We start from the raw sequence: 16,872 nt of genomic DNA, 5'->3' as shown, positions 1-16,872 counted from the left end.
CGGCAGTCGACTTGCTTTGCGGTCGCCCATACGGATTGGCCGCCACTCTCACCATGGCGTCGAGGGTCAGGCATTGTCAGGCAAATACAATCGGCGCGATAAGTAGGCATCTCCCTCTCGTTTCGCATTGGTGGTATGAGGGAGCGATGTGGCGCGGGCGACGAAGATGGGACAGGGGAAGACTTGCCCTGCTGGCTGCGGGGGCGCTGGCCTCCTGCATCCCGACGAATGCCGCGATCGCTCAGATTGAATGGCGCGCGCCGCCTTGTACTTACTCAATAGCGACCAGCACTGGAACGCTATGCGTCCGCGAGGCCACCTTTAATCGCGACATATGCAGGGCGCTAGCCCGTTTCGCCGGCGAGAACGATCTACCGCCAGATTTCTTTGCACGGCTGATCTGGACGGAAAGCCGGTTCCGTCCAGATGCCGTCAGCCCAAAGGGCGCGGAAGGAATAGCGCAATTCGTTCCCTCCACTGCAAGACTGCGCGGCCTATCGAACAGTTTCGACGCTTTGGAGGCATTGAAGAAATCAGCTGAGTATCTCGATGACCTGCGAGACCGCTTCGGCAACCTCGGTCTGGCCGCCGCCGCCTACAATGCCGGCGAAGGCAGACTGCGGACGTTCCTGAAAACCGGAAGCCTGCCGCCGGAGACCCGCAACTATGTCCTTGAAATCACGGCACATGCGGCCGAGGACTGGCGCGACAACCCGCCTGCCGCCATCGATCTGCGACTCGACGGGCAAAAGTCCTTCGAGGACGCCTGCATCGCACTTGCCAGCACGCGGCGCCTCAAGGCCCTGGATTTTGAAGCGGAAGGCGCCTGGGCGCCGTGGGGCGCACAACTGGCGGGGCATTTCCAGAAGCCGGTGGCAATCAGACTGTTCCTGTCGACCATTCGATCTCTGCCCGCGCCGCTGAATAAGGAAAAGCCGCTGATCCAGAAGGAACGCAACCGTGCCTTCGGGACAAGGCTGCGATACACGGCCCGTATCGGCCGCCCGACCCGGCAAGAAGCCGAGGCCGTGTGCGTTGAAGTCCGCAAGCGCGAAGGCGCCTGCATCGTCTTCAGGAACTGACTGGCCCCAGCGGTTCGCCGAATTGCGTGCCGTGCGTATAAGGCGATCGACGCACAGATTGGGGCAAACTCGTAATCCACGAGAAGGAACCGAGAAACGGGGCGGTAACCTCGCTGGCGGTTTGATGGACGAGTAGTATGGAGCCTATCGTTCCGCGCCATCGCGATCATTGCCGCGCTGGCGTTCCTGTTCGGCGTGCCGGAGGATCCGCTGGCGTTGTTCGTCCTGCGCGCCCTTGGCCGCGCCTGCCTGCTCCCGCGCCGCACGAGCGGCACGACCGGCGGCAATTGCCTGCTGCTGGGCAGCGATAGCAGGATCGACCGTCTGCGGCACGGCCCGATCTTGGGTTCGCGCATCATCGGCGCGGGCCGCCAACGGTTTGCCCCCTCCCCCTGCGGTGTCAGCGACCGACCGCACTTGCTGCATCTCGATGTCACGGCGCTGCTCGGCAAAGAGCGCGGAGATTTCCGTCCGCATCTCCTCGACAGCCTGGCGTTCCGCACCGCTGTCGACCATGGTCTCCAGCCGGTCCATTGATTTGTTCGCCCGCGACACGCGCTCGTCGAACTGCTCCAGCGATAAGGGCATGGTCTTTTCCTCCTGGCGTTGAATGTTTGCGATGAAGCTTTTGAGCTCTGCCAACGACTCGTTCGACGGCGCACCGGATTGCTGAGTAAAGGCATCAAACCGTTTCTGAAGCCAGGGCGACGGCACTCCGTCCTTCCCAGAACCAGCGGCCTCAATCGCGACGCCGGCGCGAATACCTTGTTTCAGGAGCTTGGCCTGGATGTCGCTGGTGACGGCCAATGTTTCGCCAACGGGGCCGAACGCGTCGTTCTGCTTGGCCAGCTCACGCTCTATTTTGCTGACGCTCGCCGTTGTGGGCGCCAGGACATAAATCGCCTTACGACCGGCCAAAACGAAGGTGCTACCTACGCCGACCACCCGCTGAACAATCGCAGCAATCGTGTCGCGATCGGCGGCCTGCTCACTCTCGAGACGAAGGAGGACAAAGCCATTGGCATGGCGCGGCGCTGGCTGGACAGCCTTTTCGGTCGCCGCGGCTGCGAAACGGTCAGCCGCCGCGATCACCGACGGCGCCGCCCCGGCCCTTTTTAAGGCGCTCGCCGTTGCCTGCCATTTCGGCGCAAGCGCCAGGTTCCCATCGGTAAGCGAGGCACGATCGACGACGCCGGCCCTCTTGCGCTCGACGCGTTTGGTGACGGCGGGCGTCTTCAGATAGCGAGGATCGCTCTTGCTGCGCTCGTAGGCGCCGGCCTGCGACTGGCTGTAAGGCCGTGTGGCCGCCACATCCGAGCGCCGGGTGGCGACCATGGCGATGCCCTGCTCACGCGCCTTGGCCGCAAAACGCTCCCGCCATTCATAGAGTTCCGGCTTGGTCAGGCGCAGCGCCTTGCCAACGTCATCATGCGCCGCGATCATCGCATGGACATGCACATGGCCGGTATCGGGATGATGCGCGGTGATCCACCGGTGGCCGGCGACCTGTTCGCTCAGGAAATCCCGGACAGCGCGCGTCATCGCCTCCGGATCAGTCCCGGCGCGGGCCGAGAAGATGACATGAAAGCCGTTGCGCGGCTCAACGGTGCGAATGTGGCAGGACCAGGCGGGCCAGATGCCTTCAGCCTGCTCCTTGACGCCGGTCCCGCGCTTGACCGGCTCGCCTTCGCTGGTGGTTACGGCCTTCTCGGTGCGCAGAAACTTTTCAAGGAAGTAACGACCGGACTTTTCCGAGACGGCCGCCCCGAGAATGCGGACCTCGGCGGAGACGCCGGCGTCGGCCAGTCGGCGCACGAAATCATTCTCCGCATTTTCGACAGCGCGGGCCGGACCCTCCCCCTTCTCGCGTGCCTTCAGCGCGCCGGCGATCTTCTTCGCGGGCAGGTCGGTCACCGCATAGACGGAGACCTTGCCATCCGGATGCCGGGAATAGAGGAAAGGCTTCGAGCCGAAGACAGTGTTCAGGGCGTCGTGAAGCGCTGCATCGTCGACCGGATCGGCAAGCGTGATGGAAAACGTGGCCAGCGCGTCGACCGCATAGGCATCGCGGAAGTCCGAGCCCCATTCGGCCAGAACTGCTGCCCGGTCCGCACGGCTTGCGATGACAAGGCCGTCCTGATCGTAGACCGGGATGTCGACCTTGCCCTTCTCACCGTTCTCCTTCTCGATTTCCCGCGTTCCGAGATAGGTCATTAGACCCGCGGCCGACCCCCTGCTGGACACGGTTGACGTCACCTTGATCACCGCCGGCTGCGCGCCGGCGGCAATCGCCGCGCGGCTTGCGGTCTCCGCTGAGGATCCATTCGTTGCTGCGCGCAGCGAGGAGATTGGCCGCGCCTTATGAGACGAAGTGACGGACGAAGCACCGGCCCCTCCCCCGCCGGACTTGCGCCGCTCATCGTCGTCCTCCCGGTTGCCGCCAGCGCCGATGGCCCCGACCAGCGCGATGACGCCCTGCTGTGATGACTGCGGCCTTTGCAGGATCGACGCGATCGTCGGCTCGTTGGACGAAATTGGACCTGTGCGCGCCTTGCTTGCTATCCCGGTAGGCATGAAACGCTGCTTCGGTGCCTCACCCGCTATGGCGAGGCCAACCGCGCGGCGCCGGCGCAACTCCTCTTCGTCATCAATCAAGAAAGATGCACGACGGGCGGACAACGCCTGGATTTCGCCGAGCAGTCCGGACCAATCATGCGCCACGGCCAGCCCCCCTCCGCTCCTTGCGGCTGATCCGCAGCATCAGGTCGACGTCGGCGCGCAGCCGAAACACACCGTCGAGAAGGTAACGGAGCGCCGCGTCGAGATGCGCTTCATAGCCGACACGCCCCTCGTTCATCGCCCGGACAGCCTGATTGAGGTTGATGCCGATGCGCCGCAGCTCCTCGTTCGTGCCGCGGAGGGCGTCTGCCTCGGCCGGACCGACCGGGAGCGGTAGACCGGCCTGGTCGCGAAACAGCAGCCGGATGACGTCGCTGGCGGTGCGGTCCTCTCCGCAAAGCACGGCCAGCGCATCTCGCTCCTCCGGCTGTAGACGGACCCTGACCACCTCGCTTCGCATCGTTTCCTTCCCGCTTTCCAGGTTGCCGGAGGCGACCCTGAGCGCCAGAGGCGCGAACCACAGCCCTGCCGGAGGCGCGGCGACGTCAAGTTTGTACCACAAACTTGACTATCCTGCCATAATGAATGACAACTATATTTTCTTCAATGACCTGCTTCGCTCGACCATGCATTCTCAGTCTCGCCATCATGTCACGTCGATAGCGGCGCGCAATTGTCCCCCGAACAATTGCCCGTTATTAATGCGATCGTTGCCAGCGATATCGCGAGCAATTGCCAATTACTCATTAATTATTGACACTTAACCACGCTCCGTTTGCCCGTTAACAACGGGCAATTGATGATTGCTCATTCACCATTGCCCGTTGTCATTGGGCAAGCATCAATCGTCAATCATCAATGGTGAACGAACAATGGGCAATGATTTAGTTGCGGAAAAAAGATAAGAGAGTAATTATAGTTTATTTATTTGAAGGAGCCGACATGATCGTCACCATCGCCAACCCAAAGGGCGGGACCGGCAAAACAACGCTCGTCAGGGCGCTGTCAGGCACGGCCGCCCATGCAGGCAACAACGTGTTTCTCATCGACGCCGACAGCCGGGCCAACACCATGCGCTGGGTCACGATGTCGAAACAGATGAACGTCTGGCCGGACCGGCTGGAGGCGGAAAGCTGCCTCGACCCGAACCGGATCTACAAGATGGCGCTGGAGCACCAATTCGAAGGAAAGATCGTCTTCATCGATATCGAGGGAACCACGAACGAAAACCTGTTCGCCGGTCTCTATTGCGCCGACATCGTTCTGATCCCGCTGCAAACCACCCAGGACGATGTGGTCGCCGGAATGCAGCTCGCGCTGAACCATATTCCGGTGGTCGAGGAAGACCAGAAACGCAAGCTGCCGACGATGATCGTCATCAACCAGCACGATCTTGTCACCGGCCGGGCGAAGGCCCACGAGCCGCTGCGCGAAATCCTCCGGGAGAGCGGTGTCGCTCTTGCATCCCGGCCGATCGCCCGGCGGGCATCCTACCAGTCGATCGGCGCCGCCGGCACGCTCCAGACCGTCGCGAAATCCGACCAGAAGGCAATTGCCGAGATGGAAACCCTACTCGGCGAGCTCCTCACCCTCTACAGGTCGACAGCGAAAGAGGCTCTGCTATGAGCGAAGGATCGGATAACAAGAACCTCGTCCTCGGGCTGATTTCAACGGGCCGCGACCGGCCATCGGTGCGCGGAAAACCAGCCTCCTCCCCTCCCCCGGCGAACACCGACGATGAAAGCGCCGCCTCGTCAAAACCGACAGTCGGCCGAACCCAGTTCCGCGACCTGGTCGTCAAGGGCGAAAGTCGCGATCCCATCGCCGGCAAGCGCTTCCGCGATACCGAAAAAGTCACGACCGGCATCCATATCCGCGCCGAGGTCCACAAGAAGCTGAAGATCCTTGCTGCCATCGAGCGGCGCAAGTTCAACAGCTACGTCGAGGAGGCGATCGACGACTATCTCCTGAAGATCGCGGACCGGATTCCCGACATCTCCTGACACGGGGCCGAGAAGCGGATCCGTCACGCGCTCCGCTTCTCGGGTCCTCCATTCGCTCTCAGCGCAGCCATCAACATTGGCCCGAGACCGAATTCGCCGCGCGCCGCCTTCCGTGTGAGATCGCGCAGATAACCGCCGGCCGAATTGATGTGCTCTGCCCGTTCGAGGATGCAGGCAATGGCAATGGCCGCGTTTTCAGGCCCCATTGCTTCACACGCCTCCTGATAGGCCGACGGGCTGACGCCCAGCATCGACCGCACCACCACTGCGGCCGTCATCAGGTCACGCCAGCCCTCAATTTGGCCACTCGGAGCGTAATCCGCCATCTGGGGGCATGCCTTCAGCACAACACCCAAGGGGAAAGCCTTCAGCGGCTCGGTGATCCGTTTCGGTTTCCGGCTCGGCATCTCGCCCTTCTCTTTTTCAGAGCGAGGTTCAAGTTCATGGAAGGATTCGGGTTTTGAATTCTGTATGTGACGTCCGTTATGGTCATCATTGGCGTCCGTTTTTTCTGCTTTTAACTGAATTTCCAATCGGTTGATGATTTCCTCGCGAAGAAGCTCCATCTCATCGAGCGCCGCAGCGACATCTTCACGCCGAGGAGAGCGCGGAAGGCGCGCGACGAGGTCGATATACATTGCCTCTATGGAGGCCCAGTCGCCGTCCGCACCCTCTTCCATGGCGGCCGAGATCAGTTTGCGGACGTCACGCCGGCAAAGCGACAACGCCTCCTTGGCGCGCTTGAACCGAAGACGCTCGGCAGCAACCTGCTGCGCGAGGCTCGCCAGCTCGGCGGCGCGGGCAAGCAAGGGTGCGAGGCTGAAGCCGAAGGCCGCCTCGATCTCCCCTCCCCGACCCCGATGCGCATAGCGCTTGCCATTCGGGCTGTCGCGACGCTCGATCAATCCTGCGTCTACCAGCGCGGCAAGATGCCGGCGCAAGGTCGTCCCGGCGATGCCATGCGCGCGCAGGGACAACTGGTTATTCGACGGGAACACGACCAGACCACCGCTTTCGTCGGAAAGCTCGTCGCTCGGATAGAAGCTCAGCAGCGCCTGCAGCACCGTAATCGAACGGTCTTGCAGGCCGAAGACTTCCTTCGCCTCGCCGACGTCGTTGAAGACTTTCCATTTGTTGACCGCCTTACTCGGGCTGCGATCGGCCGTCGCGAGCTGTCCTTTCACTAAGGCAAGCGTCATCGGACGCCCATGAGGCGTCGTTACACGTCCTGTCTGCATTTTCCTTCACCTCTCAAAAGGCAAAAGAAATCCACTCACCAAAACGGCGCCAAAGGCTCTTGACTGTGATTCGTGGAAATGCGATTCTCTGGGTGCTTAGATCAGAGGAAGACTTCCACGGCGGTAACGCTTTGGGGGTCTTTTTCTTTTGCGGCGGTCTCTCCTTCCGACCAATTGAACCTCTCAGCCGAAATCCCGCTTACTGCGAGGGATCGGCCGCGTTGAACTCACGCATCAGCTCCGGCATTCGTTCTGCCAGCCACCGCGCAAAGACCTGCTCCTTTTTCGGGATCGTCACGATCGTTCCCGAAAAGGTAGATTTCATGCGGCCGAAAACGCGGCCGCCAATGACGAAGTCAAGAATTTCTTCCTGTAGGTGTTCTTCCGCCTGAGACACCGGCGAGGTGGTCGCCCGCATTGCCAGGGAAATACGCCCAGCACCGTCTGCCTGCTGAAACTCGGCCGTGGGGACAATTTTTCGGACGGCGTCAACCTTGCTCGCGTCCTTCAGCAGTTCTGCAAACGCGGTCCATTTCGGGCGGCCCGCTGACTGAGCACGACCTATTGCAAAGATGATGTCTTCCGGAATGGCGGACGTTACGCGGAACATTTGTGAGACCGCGACTTCGGATAGCCCCATGATCGAAGCGATTTCACGCTGAGAAATGCCGCTGGCTTTCAGCTGCACGGCCCACATAGCTTTCTCGATCCAACTGAGATCCTCTCGCGGACCATTCTCAAGCGTTTGCTCCTCGATCAACTGGCGATCGGTCAGGTCACGCACATAGGCCCTGATCTTGATGGTTTCGGGACGATCAGCCTCCGCCATGATTGCCAAGACGGCGTCGCGCCTACGGCGCCCATAAGCAAGCTGATAGTGATCCCTCTTGGTCGGATGAGGCCGGACAAGGACTGGGATTCTTTGGCCTTCCGTGGCTATTGAGAACTTCAAGGCACCGAATTTTTCATCGGCTTCTGCATCGTACTCAAACCTGTCCTTGAAGGGCGAAGCCTCTACTTTCGAGGGATCGAGAGAAACAATAACGTCTTCGCTGAGGTGGGAAAGCGCCCTTCCTACGTTGGAGACGACTGGAGATGAGTGGCGACGAGTAAGGCCAATCCTGTCCGTCCCATCGCTTGCAGGAGCTGCATCACCGCGATTTTCGGCATCCGCCGCCATCCGTTGGAGTATGCTCTTCTTCATGCGCTACGCCCCCAAACCTTGTGAACGAGTTCAAGAATTTCGAAATTAACGCGGTCGGCGCTCTCGATAGCCCGCTTGAGCGCTTCTCGGCCGACCTCGCCTGCTTCAAGCTCGTAGAGGGTCTTCTTGGCGACTGCAGCACCGGCGATGGCAGTCGATTCCAATGCATCGGCAACCAGAACGTCGCCTCCAAAGAGACGGCGCATGACACCCGACATATATTTCTGCGGCCCATCGTTCGGGTTTACGCGGGTCAATAGGAAACGGAAGAAGTCGTGCTCGAACCGGGCACCGAACTCCGCCAATGTTTCACTGAGATCGGAAATCATGATGAGAAACTGATTGCACGACGCAACATCCAACATGGCGGGATGGACCGTGATGATCAGGGACGTAGCCGCATAAAGTGCTGCAAGCGTGGAGTAGCCGAGCGACGGCGGCGTATCGAGAATTACGATGTCGTATCGATCCTCTACGCCAGCGATCGCGTTGTTGAGCCGCTCAAAGAACAGTCCGAGATCATCACGATTTTTCTGCGAGAGGTAGGAAGGGGTGTCGAACTCAAAGTCCATGAGTTCCAGATTTCCAGGCACGAGATCGACCCCCGGAAAATACGTGGTCCGGATAACGTCTGCCAGAGGCCGCCGGTCGTTGTCGTACCGGATCGCAGCATAGGCCGTTTCATTCTCGCCAAGATCGAATTCCGGCTGGAGACCGAACAATGCCGTCATTGACGCTTGGGGGTCCAGGTCAATGCAAAGAACACGGTAGCCTTGAAGGCCGAGAAAATGGGCAAGGTGGATGGAGGTCGTCGTTTTGGAACTGCCGCCCTTAAAATTCGCTGTCGCGATTATTTGCAGTTTCTCCCCCGCACGCCGATGGGGCAGCAGAGTTTGAGCATCGTCTGGACGAAGTTCCGCGAGAAATGCGCGCAGCTCTCTCACCTGATCAACGGTATAGGTGCGTCGATTGTTGTCCGCCCGCTCGGGTACTGGCCCCTTCCCCTCGATGGTGAGCTGCCGCAACGTGCTTTCAGGAACTTTCAGCAGTCGAACGAGGTCTGTTGTCGAGAAGGTGCGCGCAAACGTCTTCTTCGCGGTCGGCGGATAGAAGCCTTCGCGCATCTCATGCAGTTCCGCCGACAGCTTCGACGTGTAATTGCCGATCTTCGATGCGGTATCGGTGACGCTTCGAGAAGCCGGTTGAAGCATTTATTCCTCTTGACGGTTTTGGACGCGATACGCGATCATTTCCGTCATGGATGCCAGACAGACTCCGATTCTTCAAGGTGTTTTTTGTTAACGAAAGATTAACATGGCGGATCCTGCGGAGGCGCTCGGTTCTGTAAAATGGTATTCCAGTGACCAGACCTGAGCGGCTTAACAGCTGTTAAGTTCGCGCTGACGTGACGCCGGATTCCTCCAGCTGACAAGTTGGCCAAATCCAGACGCAACTTAACAGCTGTTAAGCTGCAGAAATCGTGACTGACGACCGCATCTCGCCCCGCCTCAAACGATATCACATACGCGAGCGGGGGCTTGCCCCTTCCTCCATCGGGAGAGCGTTGAGAGGGGGCTTGCCCTCTTTCATCAGCCTGGGCGGCCGGTCGAACCGGCTGATCAGGCTCACTTGTCGAGGTAAAGGCAAAAGGCGGCCGTAGCCGCCTTTCGCCTGCATCTCAGTCGGTGTCCGGTCCCCAGAGCGGATTGCGTTCCGGATCCTAGATGCCATCGTAATCGGGCGCCATCGCAATGAGCACCGCCCTGATCTCGCAGTTGCCTATCTTGGTGCGACCTTGCGCCACCAGGATGCTCACGGCAGTCTCGTTTGCCTCGATCGCCCGGATCGCATCTTCCATGCCGTCATGGGGGCTGAGGTTTTCGATGGCGATCACGTCGCCGTCCTCGTCGCAGCCGCCGTGAAGATACATCGGCGCATCCGCTAGTCGCCGCGCAGCATGCTCCGCTTCGTGGATCAACCGGAAGCCTTCTGTCCGTTGCCTCCAGTATTCTGCGCTGCCACCGTCGATAATGGTGATTTTTCGTTCCGTCATAGAAGCCTCCTTTTCGCTCTGACGAAAAGGAGCCCGCATTGGCGCCCCAAGCAGTCAAGGATCGCGAAGCGACCGCCGGAGGCGGCGGGTGGGGGAACCGAAATGCGTCAGCATTTTGATGATGTGGACGGCCCTCCGAGACCTCAGCGCAAAGGTGCTATTCTCAGTCGGCACAATTCGGACAAGGAACCACGTCATGGCTTTTGAGAAGATAAGTGTTATCGGCCTCGATCTGGCCAAGAATGTTTTCCAGCTACATGCTGTCGATGAAGCCGGCGATGTCATCATCCGTCGCCAGCTCCGCCGGAATCAGCTTCTACAATTCTTCGAGCACCTGCCCCGCTGCCTTGTCGGCATGGAAGCATGTTCGACGTCACACTATTGGGCACGTGAGCTCGTCCGCCTGGGCTTCGAGGTCAAGCTAATGCCGCCAGCTTATGTGAAGCCCTACGTCAAGCGCGGCAAGAATGATGCGGCGGATGCCGAGGCCATTTGCGAAGCCGTGACTCGTCCCACGATGCGTTTCGTTCCCGTGAAGAGCTGTGAGCGTCAGGCACTCCTGATGCAGCATAAGACGCGGGATCTGCTGGTGCGGCAGCGGACCGCTCTTATCAACGCCTTGCGTGGGCATCTCGCGGAATTCGGGATTGTCACGTCGCAAGGAAGATTAGGCTTGAGAGCGGCAATTGAAGCGCTGAGCGCTGCCCAGGAATTCCTTCCAGAGCCCTCCTGGCAACCGTTCGAACACATAAGGAAGCAATTGGAGGAGCTGACCCACAAGATCGCTGAACTCGATAGGATTATATTGCGGTGGTGCCGCAACGAAGCGGCTGCCCGGCGTTTGATGACCATTCCCGGCGTCGGTTTCCTAACGGCAGCGGCGATCGCAGCTTCGGTCGGTGACGCCACCGAGTTCAAATCTGGCCGTCAGTTCGCAGCCTGGCTTGGATTGACCCCACGACAAAACAGTAGCGGTGGGAAGGAGAGGCTTGGCCGGATAAGCAAACAAGGCGATCGCACGATCCGACGGTTGCTGGTAGTCGGCGCCACCGCCGTCGTGCGCAGAGCCCGTCTTGACGCTGCGTCATTTCCCTGGATCGCTCGCTTGTTAGATCGCAAGCCCGCCAAGCTGGTTTCGGTAGCGATCGCAAACAAAACCGCACGCATCGCGTGGGCAATACTCAGGCGGAGGGAAAACTATCGTTTTGCCACCGCCTGAAAAGATCCATTCGGCCCAAGTGTGGCCGGATGGAGGAGTGAAGGACTTAGTTTGATGGCGAACCGGTTAGACCGGGGACGGAGGAAAGCCGGGGTTCCCCCAGCGCCTCGAGCGCGACAATTTGATTGGCTCTCCGTCTGCGGATCTCATCAGGGCCAGTGGCGTTGATGCCACGATTATAGGCCGGACACATGACTGAACCTAATTGGTCGCTTACAAGCAAAAGTCTTGCATTCCACGGGCCGTCCACACATGGGGGGACCGCTCGTCCTTTACGGCGCAGGGGCGAATGCGACTCTAGGAATTCAGAGAGAGAGATGAGCCCGCGGCCCCGGCAAGGGGCCGCGACCGCTTGGGCCGGGGAGGTTTGGAGGGGGTGGACCACCCCCTTCATGGGTGGGGCTTGAAGGGGCGGGGCTCTGCCCTGCCCCTTTCATGGGGGAGAGATTGAGAGGGGCCGGCTAGCCCCCCCTCTCAAAGAAGCTCCGGCCGGTCAATCCGGTCGGAGCTTCTAGCCTATGCGCTGCGGTCTAAAACAAGCGCAATTGCCCATTCCCCTCAACGGCCGGGGCGGAGGCTCCTTGCTTCGGTGCGGCAGTGCCAGCGGCAACCACCGCAGCCCGTCGCGGTACGGCAACAGGAAGAGCCCTTTCCTCTTCCCCTACCCCTGCCCCGGCGTTTTCCCTTGCGCGCCGCAACTTGGTCGACCAACCGCCCATGGCATGGGCCATCGTGTGCGATTCCTCCCGGAACCGCATCGCCAGGCTGTCGCCTACGATGACGGTCGCCGGAATATGAAGGAGCGAAAACTGGATATAGGCCATGTGGACGGCGCGCGGGTCGATGTCCACGGCGGTCACATGGAGAAGCTGCTGGTAGTTGAAGCCCGCTTCAAGGATGGCCTCGGCAAGCGCGACGATCATTGCGCCGCTCCCTACGGCGGGTTCCTGCGCAAGCATGAAGCCACGCTCCGCGATCGCCTTCTGCATGTCCTCGGCGCCCCCGGCGATGATGCGGGCCATCAATTGGCAGATGGGGTGCGGCGTGAAGAATTGTCCCCTCGCCTTGTTGTGCAATTCGAGCGCGTGAAATGTCATGCCCAAAATATCTTGCGGCTTTTCCTCCAGCGCCATGACCACCTCACCGAATATTTTCGAGAATGTCGCCATGGTTTCGCTCCCGTATTTTCGAGCGATTTCGACATATCGAGCCTCGCGCTTCTCGAAGTTCACCAGATCGACGGCATTGCTCATGGATATGGCGGAGCATTCGCACCAGTCTCCAAAGACGGTGTAGAGATCATGCTTGTAGCGGCAGGTTTCAAACAGCTTCACGATGGAATTGAGACGGGGGGAGGTCATAGGATCACCTGTCCGGGCCGGGCCGCAGGGCTCACTTCGCCAATCGCCGGAGCAATGCCGGCGTTTCGTTGCGGCTGGTTTTGGGAAATTCAGCGAGTGGAACAGGCCGCGCCGGAGACTGGCGCGACCTGTCGCAACCGATTACTCGGCTGCTTCGGGGAACTGCTGGTGGTCGGCGTTCGGCTTGTCATCGATGTCGAACGGGCAAACGCCGTCATCTTCGCCATCGGCCTCCGCCATCCGCTCGCGCTCCTGCTCGGCGGTGAGAGCAATCCGCACCGGCGCGGGAAGCCATCCGGTTCCGGTGATCTTCCGTTCGGCATATTCCACGGCTTTCGCCTTCTCCATACCGGGAACGCCGAGCGCGAAATCCTCGCCAGCGGCTTCGGTGACCGCCTGCTTGATCCCCGCCTTGCTGATCCGGCCGAAGTAGTTTTCGCCGGTCGCGGCGTACCACTGCGTCATGTCGATCTTGAGGGCCTGTGCCAGCCGTTCAGCATGGGCGCGCTGCGACTTCCGGTCATAGTGCGGGTGTTGCACGGCATTGACGGACTTTGCCGCCGCATAGGCCAAGAGGTCGAGGAGCGTTGACGTCGGCTGCTCAAGGCACCATTCGAGAAGATCGCTCGGCTTGCCCGGAATGATATGCCCGTAGTTTTCCTTGAGTTCGTCCAGCGCTACGATGCCCTTGCACTCCGCTGGATTGGCAATGCAGTTTTCCAGCCTTTCGCTTTTCACCGTCACCTCCAGGGACGTATATTCATTGCCGCCGTAGTTGCCGAAGAGGTTCACCAGCATGGCATGCACCACGGCGGCGAGGGCGACGTCCGGATTATGCGCAAGCTCGGCCCGAATGGCGGCGGTCTTCTGCGCCGTAAGGTCCTGCACAAGCAGGGCGGGAATTTTGAACGTCGGTTCGGCGCGCTGTTCGGGCTGCTGCGCAACCGTCATCTCACCTGCTTCCGTCTCCTCGTTATCGCCTTCGGCGCTTTCGTCGCCGTCTTCCCCCTCGTCTCCGTCCACGCCTTCATCATCGGGCCGGACAAGACCGCGCTCGATTTCGACATTGCCGTAATAGTCCATCGTGACATAGCAACCGGCCTTGGCGATGTCCTGCGGGGCGTAGGCTTCCTGCGCCATCGATAAAACCGTCAGCCTCGCCCGAATGGCTTCGATGCGCGGCTCGGCCTCGCCGTCGGCCACCCCTGCCTCGATCTGCTCCGCCAGCGTGTCATGTTCGTGTTCCAGCCGTTCCTCCTCGGCCTGTTCCTCGTCCGTCAACGGAACGTCAGTGGGATAGACCCGGTGCATGCGATGGGCTTCGTCCGGGATGACCGGCACGACCTCCACCCATTTCCAGCCTTCCTCGCGAACCGTTTCAGCCTCGGCTTCAAGCCGGTCGCCGACCAGCTTTTCGACAAGAGCGACGTCGAGCGCATAGCCGCCGTTCTGCTCATCGAAGAGATCGCGCTTGACGGCTCCACCAGCGGCTTCATAGGCGTCGAGCCCGCCGATGAATTTCATGCGCTTGTCCGTGGCCTTTACGGCCTCGCCTTGCAGGGTCGCACGAATGGCGCGGTGATCGCAATTCCACGATGGCAGGCTATTCCAGACCTCCACCTGCCTTTCGTGATCGTCGGCCACGGTAAAGGCCGAAAGCTGCTGGAAGCTGATTTCCTCCTGCCGATGGAGGTCGAGCAAGATGGGCGAAACCCGCCCGAGCGCCATACGCTTGCGGACCATGGTTTCGGTGGTTCCGAAGCGGGCCGCGATGTCTTCGACGGATTTTCCGGCCTCGGCCAAGACGCGATAGGCCTCGTATTCATCGACCGGGTGCATGGCTTCGCGCTGCGTGTTCTCGATCAGGCTGATTTCGGTGGCGTCCTCGACGCTGCGCACCTTGCATTCGACGGCAAAATCCTTGGCGATTTCGCCCAGGTCGGCCAGAAGGTCGAGGGCGGCGAGGCGTCTACCGCCAGCGATGACATAGAAGCGGCCGCGCTTGTCGCCTTTGCGAACGATCAGGTTCTGCAGAATGCGGTAGCCATCGGCACGGATGGTCGCCGCCATCTCTTGGATGCCCTCCCTGGTGTAGGTCTTGCGCACGTTCAGAGGATCGCGGTCCAGCTTGTTCAGGGCCACGGTGATGGTTTCGGTTCCTGTATTGGTGTCGGTCATTGTCGGTCTCCTTGGTTTCCCGTTTCCCGAAGGGAAGCCCCCTTTGGGCGAAGCCTCCCCGGTCTGTCCGGGGGAATGGCCTCTGACATTCCCCCCGACAGAGGGGGGAGGGCGAAAGCCCGCCCCACGGCGGCGGTCGTTCGGGTCAAGGGGTCGTGACGGGAAAAAGCGGAAGGTTCGGCCGCAGGCTGAAAGCCGCTTTTTTTCCGGCGCGACAAGCGGCTTGCCGCGCCTGCCCCTTGATCCGAGCGGCCGACGATGTCATGGGGCGGAAACGAAGACGCGGCCCGGAACGGGCCTCTCCTTCGGGTGCGCAGCGCCCGATGGACAAGCGATCGTCACCGGGATCGGCGGAGACGGCCGCAGGCTGGCTCCGTGCGCGCATAGAGCGCGGCCGCCCTGAAAAGGCGGTGTCCCAGCTTTCTTAAGGGCGACGGACCCCAAGCAGACTGACTACAGATCCGAAGCGGAACAAACTAGGAACACAATCCTATCAGAAGCAATTTTCCCCTATGTGCCATCACGCACGGGCTGATCTCGCTCGCCCGCATTTTCGTAGAGCCCGCCGATAGGAAACCCAGACAAAATCGAACGGTTACACATTGATTTTGATAGATTTTTCGCCTCTGCCCTACAACAGGGCGATCCGCGCCTACGCGGCAGGCCGGGCGGCGGCGTCCCGTTCAGCTGGATCGACCGAACCGCCGTGATCGCCTGCTCGACGTCGGCGAAGGTGCAAGCGTCAAGAAGCTGATGACGATCGGCGAAGCGCGGCGCGTCGGTTCGGGCCTGATCCTCGTGCCGCAAAACCCGGACATCTACCGGCGACCGCTCAATGCCCTGCTGCCCGAGAACGGGACCGTCATCGACACGGTCAAGAGCATCGACGCGTTGACCGCGGGCTCGATGACAGCGGCCGGCGCGATCCCAAGCTTTTTGCCGCCCGCCCCACGGCGGCGATCGCGGACAATAGCTGCTGATCGGGCCATTGCGGAGCAGAGCGAGCACTGCACTATCCTGGGAGAAGGAGAGCATCGGAGAAATCAGTATAGCGCCGGCCGTCGGTCGGGATTTCGGGAATTCTCGATGCGACGCGGGCGGAATGAGCGCAGCCGCGGGAGCATCAGCATAACGTCCCGGAGGGGAGGCGGAACCGACTGCGCCCGCTCGCGGCGCGCCGCTTTGTCGGGCGGGCAGGGGGAGGGGCGGGGCTTCGGGGCGCTCCTCGTCCTGGTCCGACCCGCTCGACGCGGTGAGGACCAGGCACTCGCGCTGCGGCCCCGAGGGAGAGGAACACCAGCAAGCCCCTCCTTAGTCCTCGCCCTCTGTGGGCTCCACGTCGCGCAATTCGATAAGGACGACTTTCTCGCTGCGCTCCTCCCCGATCAGGTCGAGATTGATATGGACGTAATCGGCAAATGGCTCGCCGCACAAGCGCCAGACGATGCCGACGCGGCCGACACGCCGCTCGTTGGTGCCATCGATGGACGGCGACGTGCCGGTAATGCGCACCCGTTGGCCGAGGCGGAGCCAGTTCGCCGCGCTGGCGATCATCGCGGCCTTTTCTTCCGGTGTCAGCGCCTTGCGGGTCGTGCGCGCCCAAGGCGTGTGAGGATCGGCGGCGAGCTGCTGTGCCTGCTCCTCCGGCGAAAGATCGTGGAACCGCGTGATTTTATAGTCGAGCGGCCAGTCCTCCGCCTTTGGCGGCTTCGGATTCCGATGGAAATGCTCGGTCGCAGGCGCACCGAACATATCCGGCTGGACGCTGGGAATCCGGCGCTGGCGCTGCGCCTTGCGATAGTCGGCACGCCGTTGACCATCGGGGGTCAGGGTAGGGAGCTCGCGTTCGCCTACCAGGCGGTCCAGTTCTTCCCGGTCGTCCATGTCCGTTCCTCCGATGGCATCACTTCGGCTG

13 protein-coding genes are annotated in these 16,872 nt (G+C 60.9%); 4 read left to right on the top strand and 9 right to left on the bottom strand.

The features are described from left to right. Positions 1-146 precede the first annotated feature (146 nt). Entirely contained in the window at positions 147-1,082 is a 936-nt protein-coding gene (locus AC5XE7_RS17440) for a lytic transglycosylase domain-containing protein (protein WP_272809255.1), read from the top strand. Positions 1,083-1,226: 144 nt separating this feature from the next. Here AC5XE7_RS17440 and AC5XE7_RS17435 read toward each other — a convergent pair whose 3' ends face one another. After that, entirely contained in the window at positions 1,227-3,803 is a 2,577-nt protein-coding gene (locus tag AC5XE7_RS17435) for a relaxase/mobilization nuclease domain-containing protein (protein WP_272809256.1), read from the bottom strand. Beyond that, positions 3,793-4,263, bottom strand: a complete 471-nt coding sequence (locus tag AC5XE7_RS17430; protein ID WP_272809257.1) for a MobC domain-containing protein — start codon at positions 4,261-4,263, stop codon at positions 3,793-3,795. The genes AC5XE7_RS17435 and AC5XE7_RS17430 overlap by 11 nt, the downstream gene beginning before the upstream one ends. A 380-nt stretch (positions 4,264-4,643) precedes the next feature. On the opposite strand from AC5XE7_RS17430, the gene AC5XE7_RS17425 reads away from it, so the two are divergent. Continuing rightward, positions 4,644-5,327, top strand: a complete 684-nt coding sequence (locus tag AC5XE7_RS17425) for a ParA family protein (RefSeq protein WP_272809258.1) — start codon at positions 4,644-4,646, stop codon at positions 5,325-5,327. Continuing rightward, positions 5,324-5,704, top strand: a complete 381-nt coding sequence (locus AC5XE7_RS17420; protein ID WP_272809259.1) for a hypothetical protein — start codon at positions 5,324-5,326, stop codon at positions 5,702-5,704. The genes AC5XE7_RS17425 and AC5XE7_RS17420 overlap by 4 nt, the downstream gene beginning before the upstream one ends. Before the next feature lie 23 nt (positions 5,705-5,727). On the opposite strand, the gene repC is transcribed toward AC5XE7_RS17420, so the two are convergent. From repC to AC5XE7_RS17400, 4 genes are all read right to left on the bottom strand, one after another. Then, positions 5,728-6,942, bottom strand: coding sequence for a plasmid replication protein RepC (repC, locus tag AC5XE7_RS17415; protein WP_272809260.1), 1,215 nt, complete (start codon positions 6,940-6,942; stop codon positions 5,728-5,730). A 199-nt stretch (positions 6,943-7,141) separates the two neighbouring features. Next, positions 7,142-8,146 (bottom strand): plasmid partitioning protein RepB, encoded by a 1,005-nt coding sequence (repB, locus tag AC5XE7_RS17410; RefSeq protein ID WP_272809261.1) that lies wholly within the window; start codon positions 8,144-8,146, stop codon positions 7,142-7,144. Continuing rightward, positions 8,143-9,357, bottom strand: coding sequence for a plasmid partitioning protein RepA (gene repA / locus AC5XE7_RS17405; RefSeq protein ID WP_272809262.1), 1,215 nt, complete (start codon positions 9,355-9,357; stop codon positions 8,143-8,145). The genes repB and repA overlap by 4 nt, the downstream gene beginning before the upstream one ends. A gap of 509 nt (positions 9,358-9,866) precedes the next feature. Further along, a complete protein-coding gene (locus AC5XE7_RS17400) occupies positions 9,867-10,199 on the bottom strand; it encodes a hypothetical protein (RefSeq protein WP_272809263.1) in 333 nt (110 codons plus the stop codon). 196 nt (positions 10,200-10,395) lie between these two features. Here AC5XE7_RS17400 and AC5XE7_RS17395 point away from each other — a divergent pair, with 196 nt between their 5' ends. After that, entirely contained in the window at positions 10,396-11,418 is a 1,023-nt protein-coding gene (locus AC5XE7_RS17395; protein ID WP_050746837.1) for an IS110 family RNA-guided transposase, read from the top strand. Between the two features lie 530 nt (positions 11,419-11,948). On the opposite strand, the gene AC5XE7_RS17390 is transcribed toward AC5XE7_RS17395, so the two are convergent. The 3 genes from AC5XE7_RS17390 to AC5XE7_RS17380 all read right to left on the bottom strand — a co-directional run bounded on the left by AC5XE7_RS17390 (position 11,949) and on the right by AC5XE7_RS17380 (position 16,841). Beyond that, entirely contained in the window at positions 11,949-12,752 is an 804-nt protein-coding gene (locus AC5XE7_RS17390) for an N-6 DNA methylase (protein ID WP_495366997.1), read from the bottom strand. A 168-nt stretch (positions 12,753-12,920) separates the two neighbouring features. Next, positions 12,921-14,957, bottom strand: a complete 2,037-nt coding sequence (locus AC5XE7_RS17385; protein ID WP_272809265.1) for a ParB/RepB/Spo0J family partition protein — start codon at positions 14,955-14,957, stop codon at positions 12,921-12,923. 1,311 nt (positions 14,958-16,268) lie between these two features. Then, the gene (locus tag AC5XE7_RS17380) at positions 16,269-16,841 is read right to left on the bottom strand and encodes a hypothetical protein (protein ID WP_272809267.1); all 573 of its coding nucleotides are present in this window, start codon (positions 16,839-16,841) and stop codon (positions 16,269-16,271) included. Positions 16,842-16,872: the final 31 nt, after the last annotated feature.

The organism is Aquamicrobium sp. YD-1-mutant5 (genome assembly GCF_059509755.1).
This window is presented reverse-complemented; position numbering and strand designations above follow the sequence as displayed.

Excerpts from the sequence above, each read along its gene's own strand:
- AC5XE7_RS17420 (WP_272809259.1), top strand. The coding sequence starts at position 5,324 with ATGAGCGAAGGATCGGATAACAAGAACCTCGTCCTCGGGCTGATTTCA.
- AC5XE7_RS17400 (WP_272809263.1), bottom strand. The coding sequence starts at position 10,199 with ATGACGGAACGAAAAATCACCATTATCGACGGTGGCAGCGCAGAATAC.
- repB (WP_272809261.1), bottom strand. The coding sequence starts at position 8,146 with ATGAAGAAGAGCATACTCCAACGGATGGCGGCGGATGCCGAAAATCGC.
- repA (WP_272809262.1), bottom strand. The coding sequence starts at position 9,357 with ATGCTTCAACCGGCTTCTCGAAGCGTCACCGATACCGCATCGAAGATC.
- AC5XE7_RS17440 (WP_272809255.1), top strand. The coding sequence starts at position 147 with ATGTGGCGCGGGCGACGAAGATGGGACAGGGGAAGACTTGCCCTGCTG.
- AC5XE7_RS17395 (WP_050746837.1), top strand. The coding sequence starts at position 10,396 with ATGGCTTTTGAGAAGATAAGTGTTATCGGCCTCGATCTGGCCAAGAAT.
- AC5XE7_RS17425 (WP_272809258.1), top strand. The coding sequence starts at position 4,644 with ATGATCGTCACCATCGCCAACCCAAAGGGCGGGACCGGCAAAACAACG.
- repC (WP_272809260.1), bottom strand. The coding sequence starts at position 6,942 with ATGCAGACAGGACGTGTAACGACGCCTCATGGGCGTCCGATGACGCTT.
- AC5XE7_RS17380 (WP_272809267.1), bottom strand. The coding sequence starts at position 16,841 with ATGGACGACCGGGAAGAACTGGACCGCCTGGTAGGCGAACGCGAGCTC.
- AC5XE7_RS17385 (WP_272809265.1), bottom strand. The coding sequence starts at position 14,957 with ATGACCGACACCAATACAGGAACCGAAACCATCACCGTGGCCCTGAAC.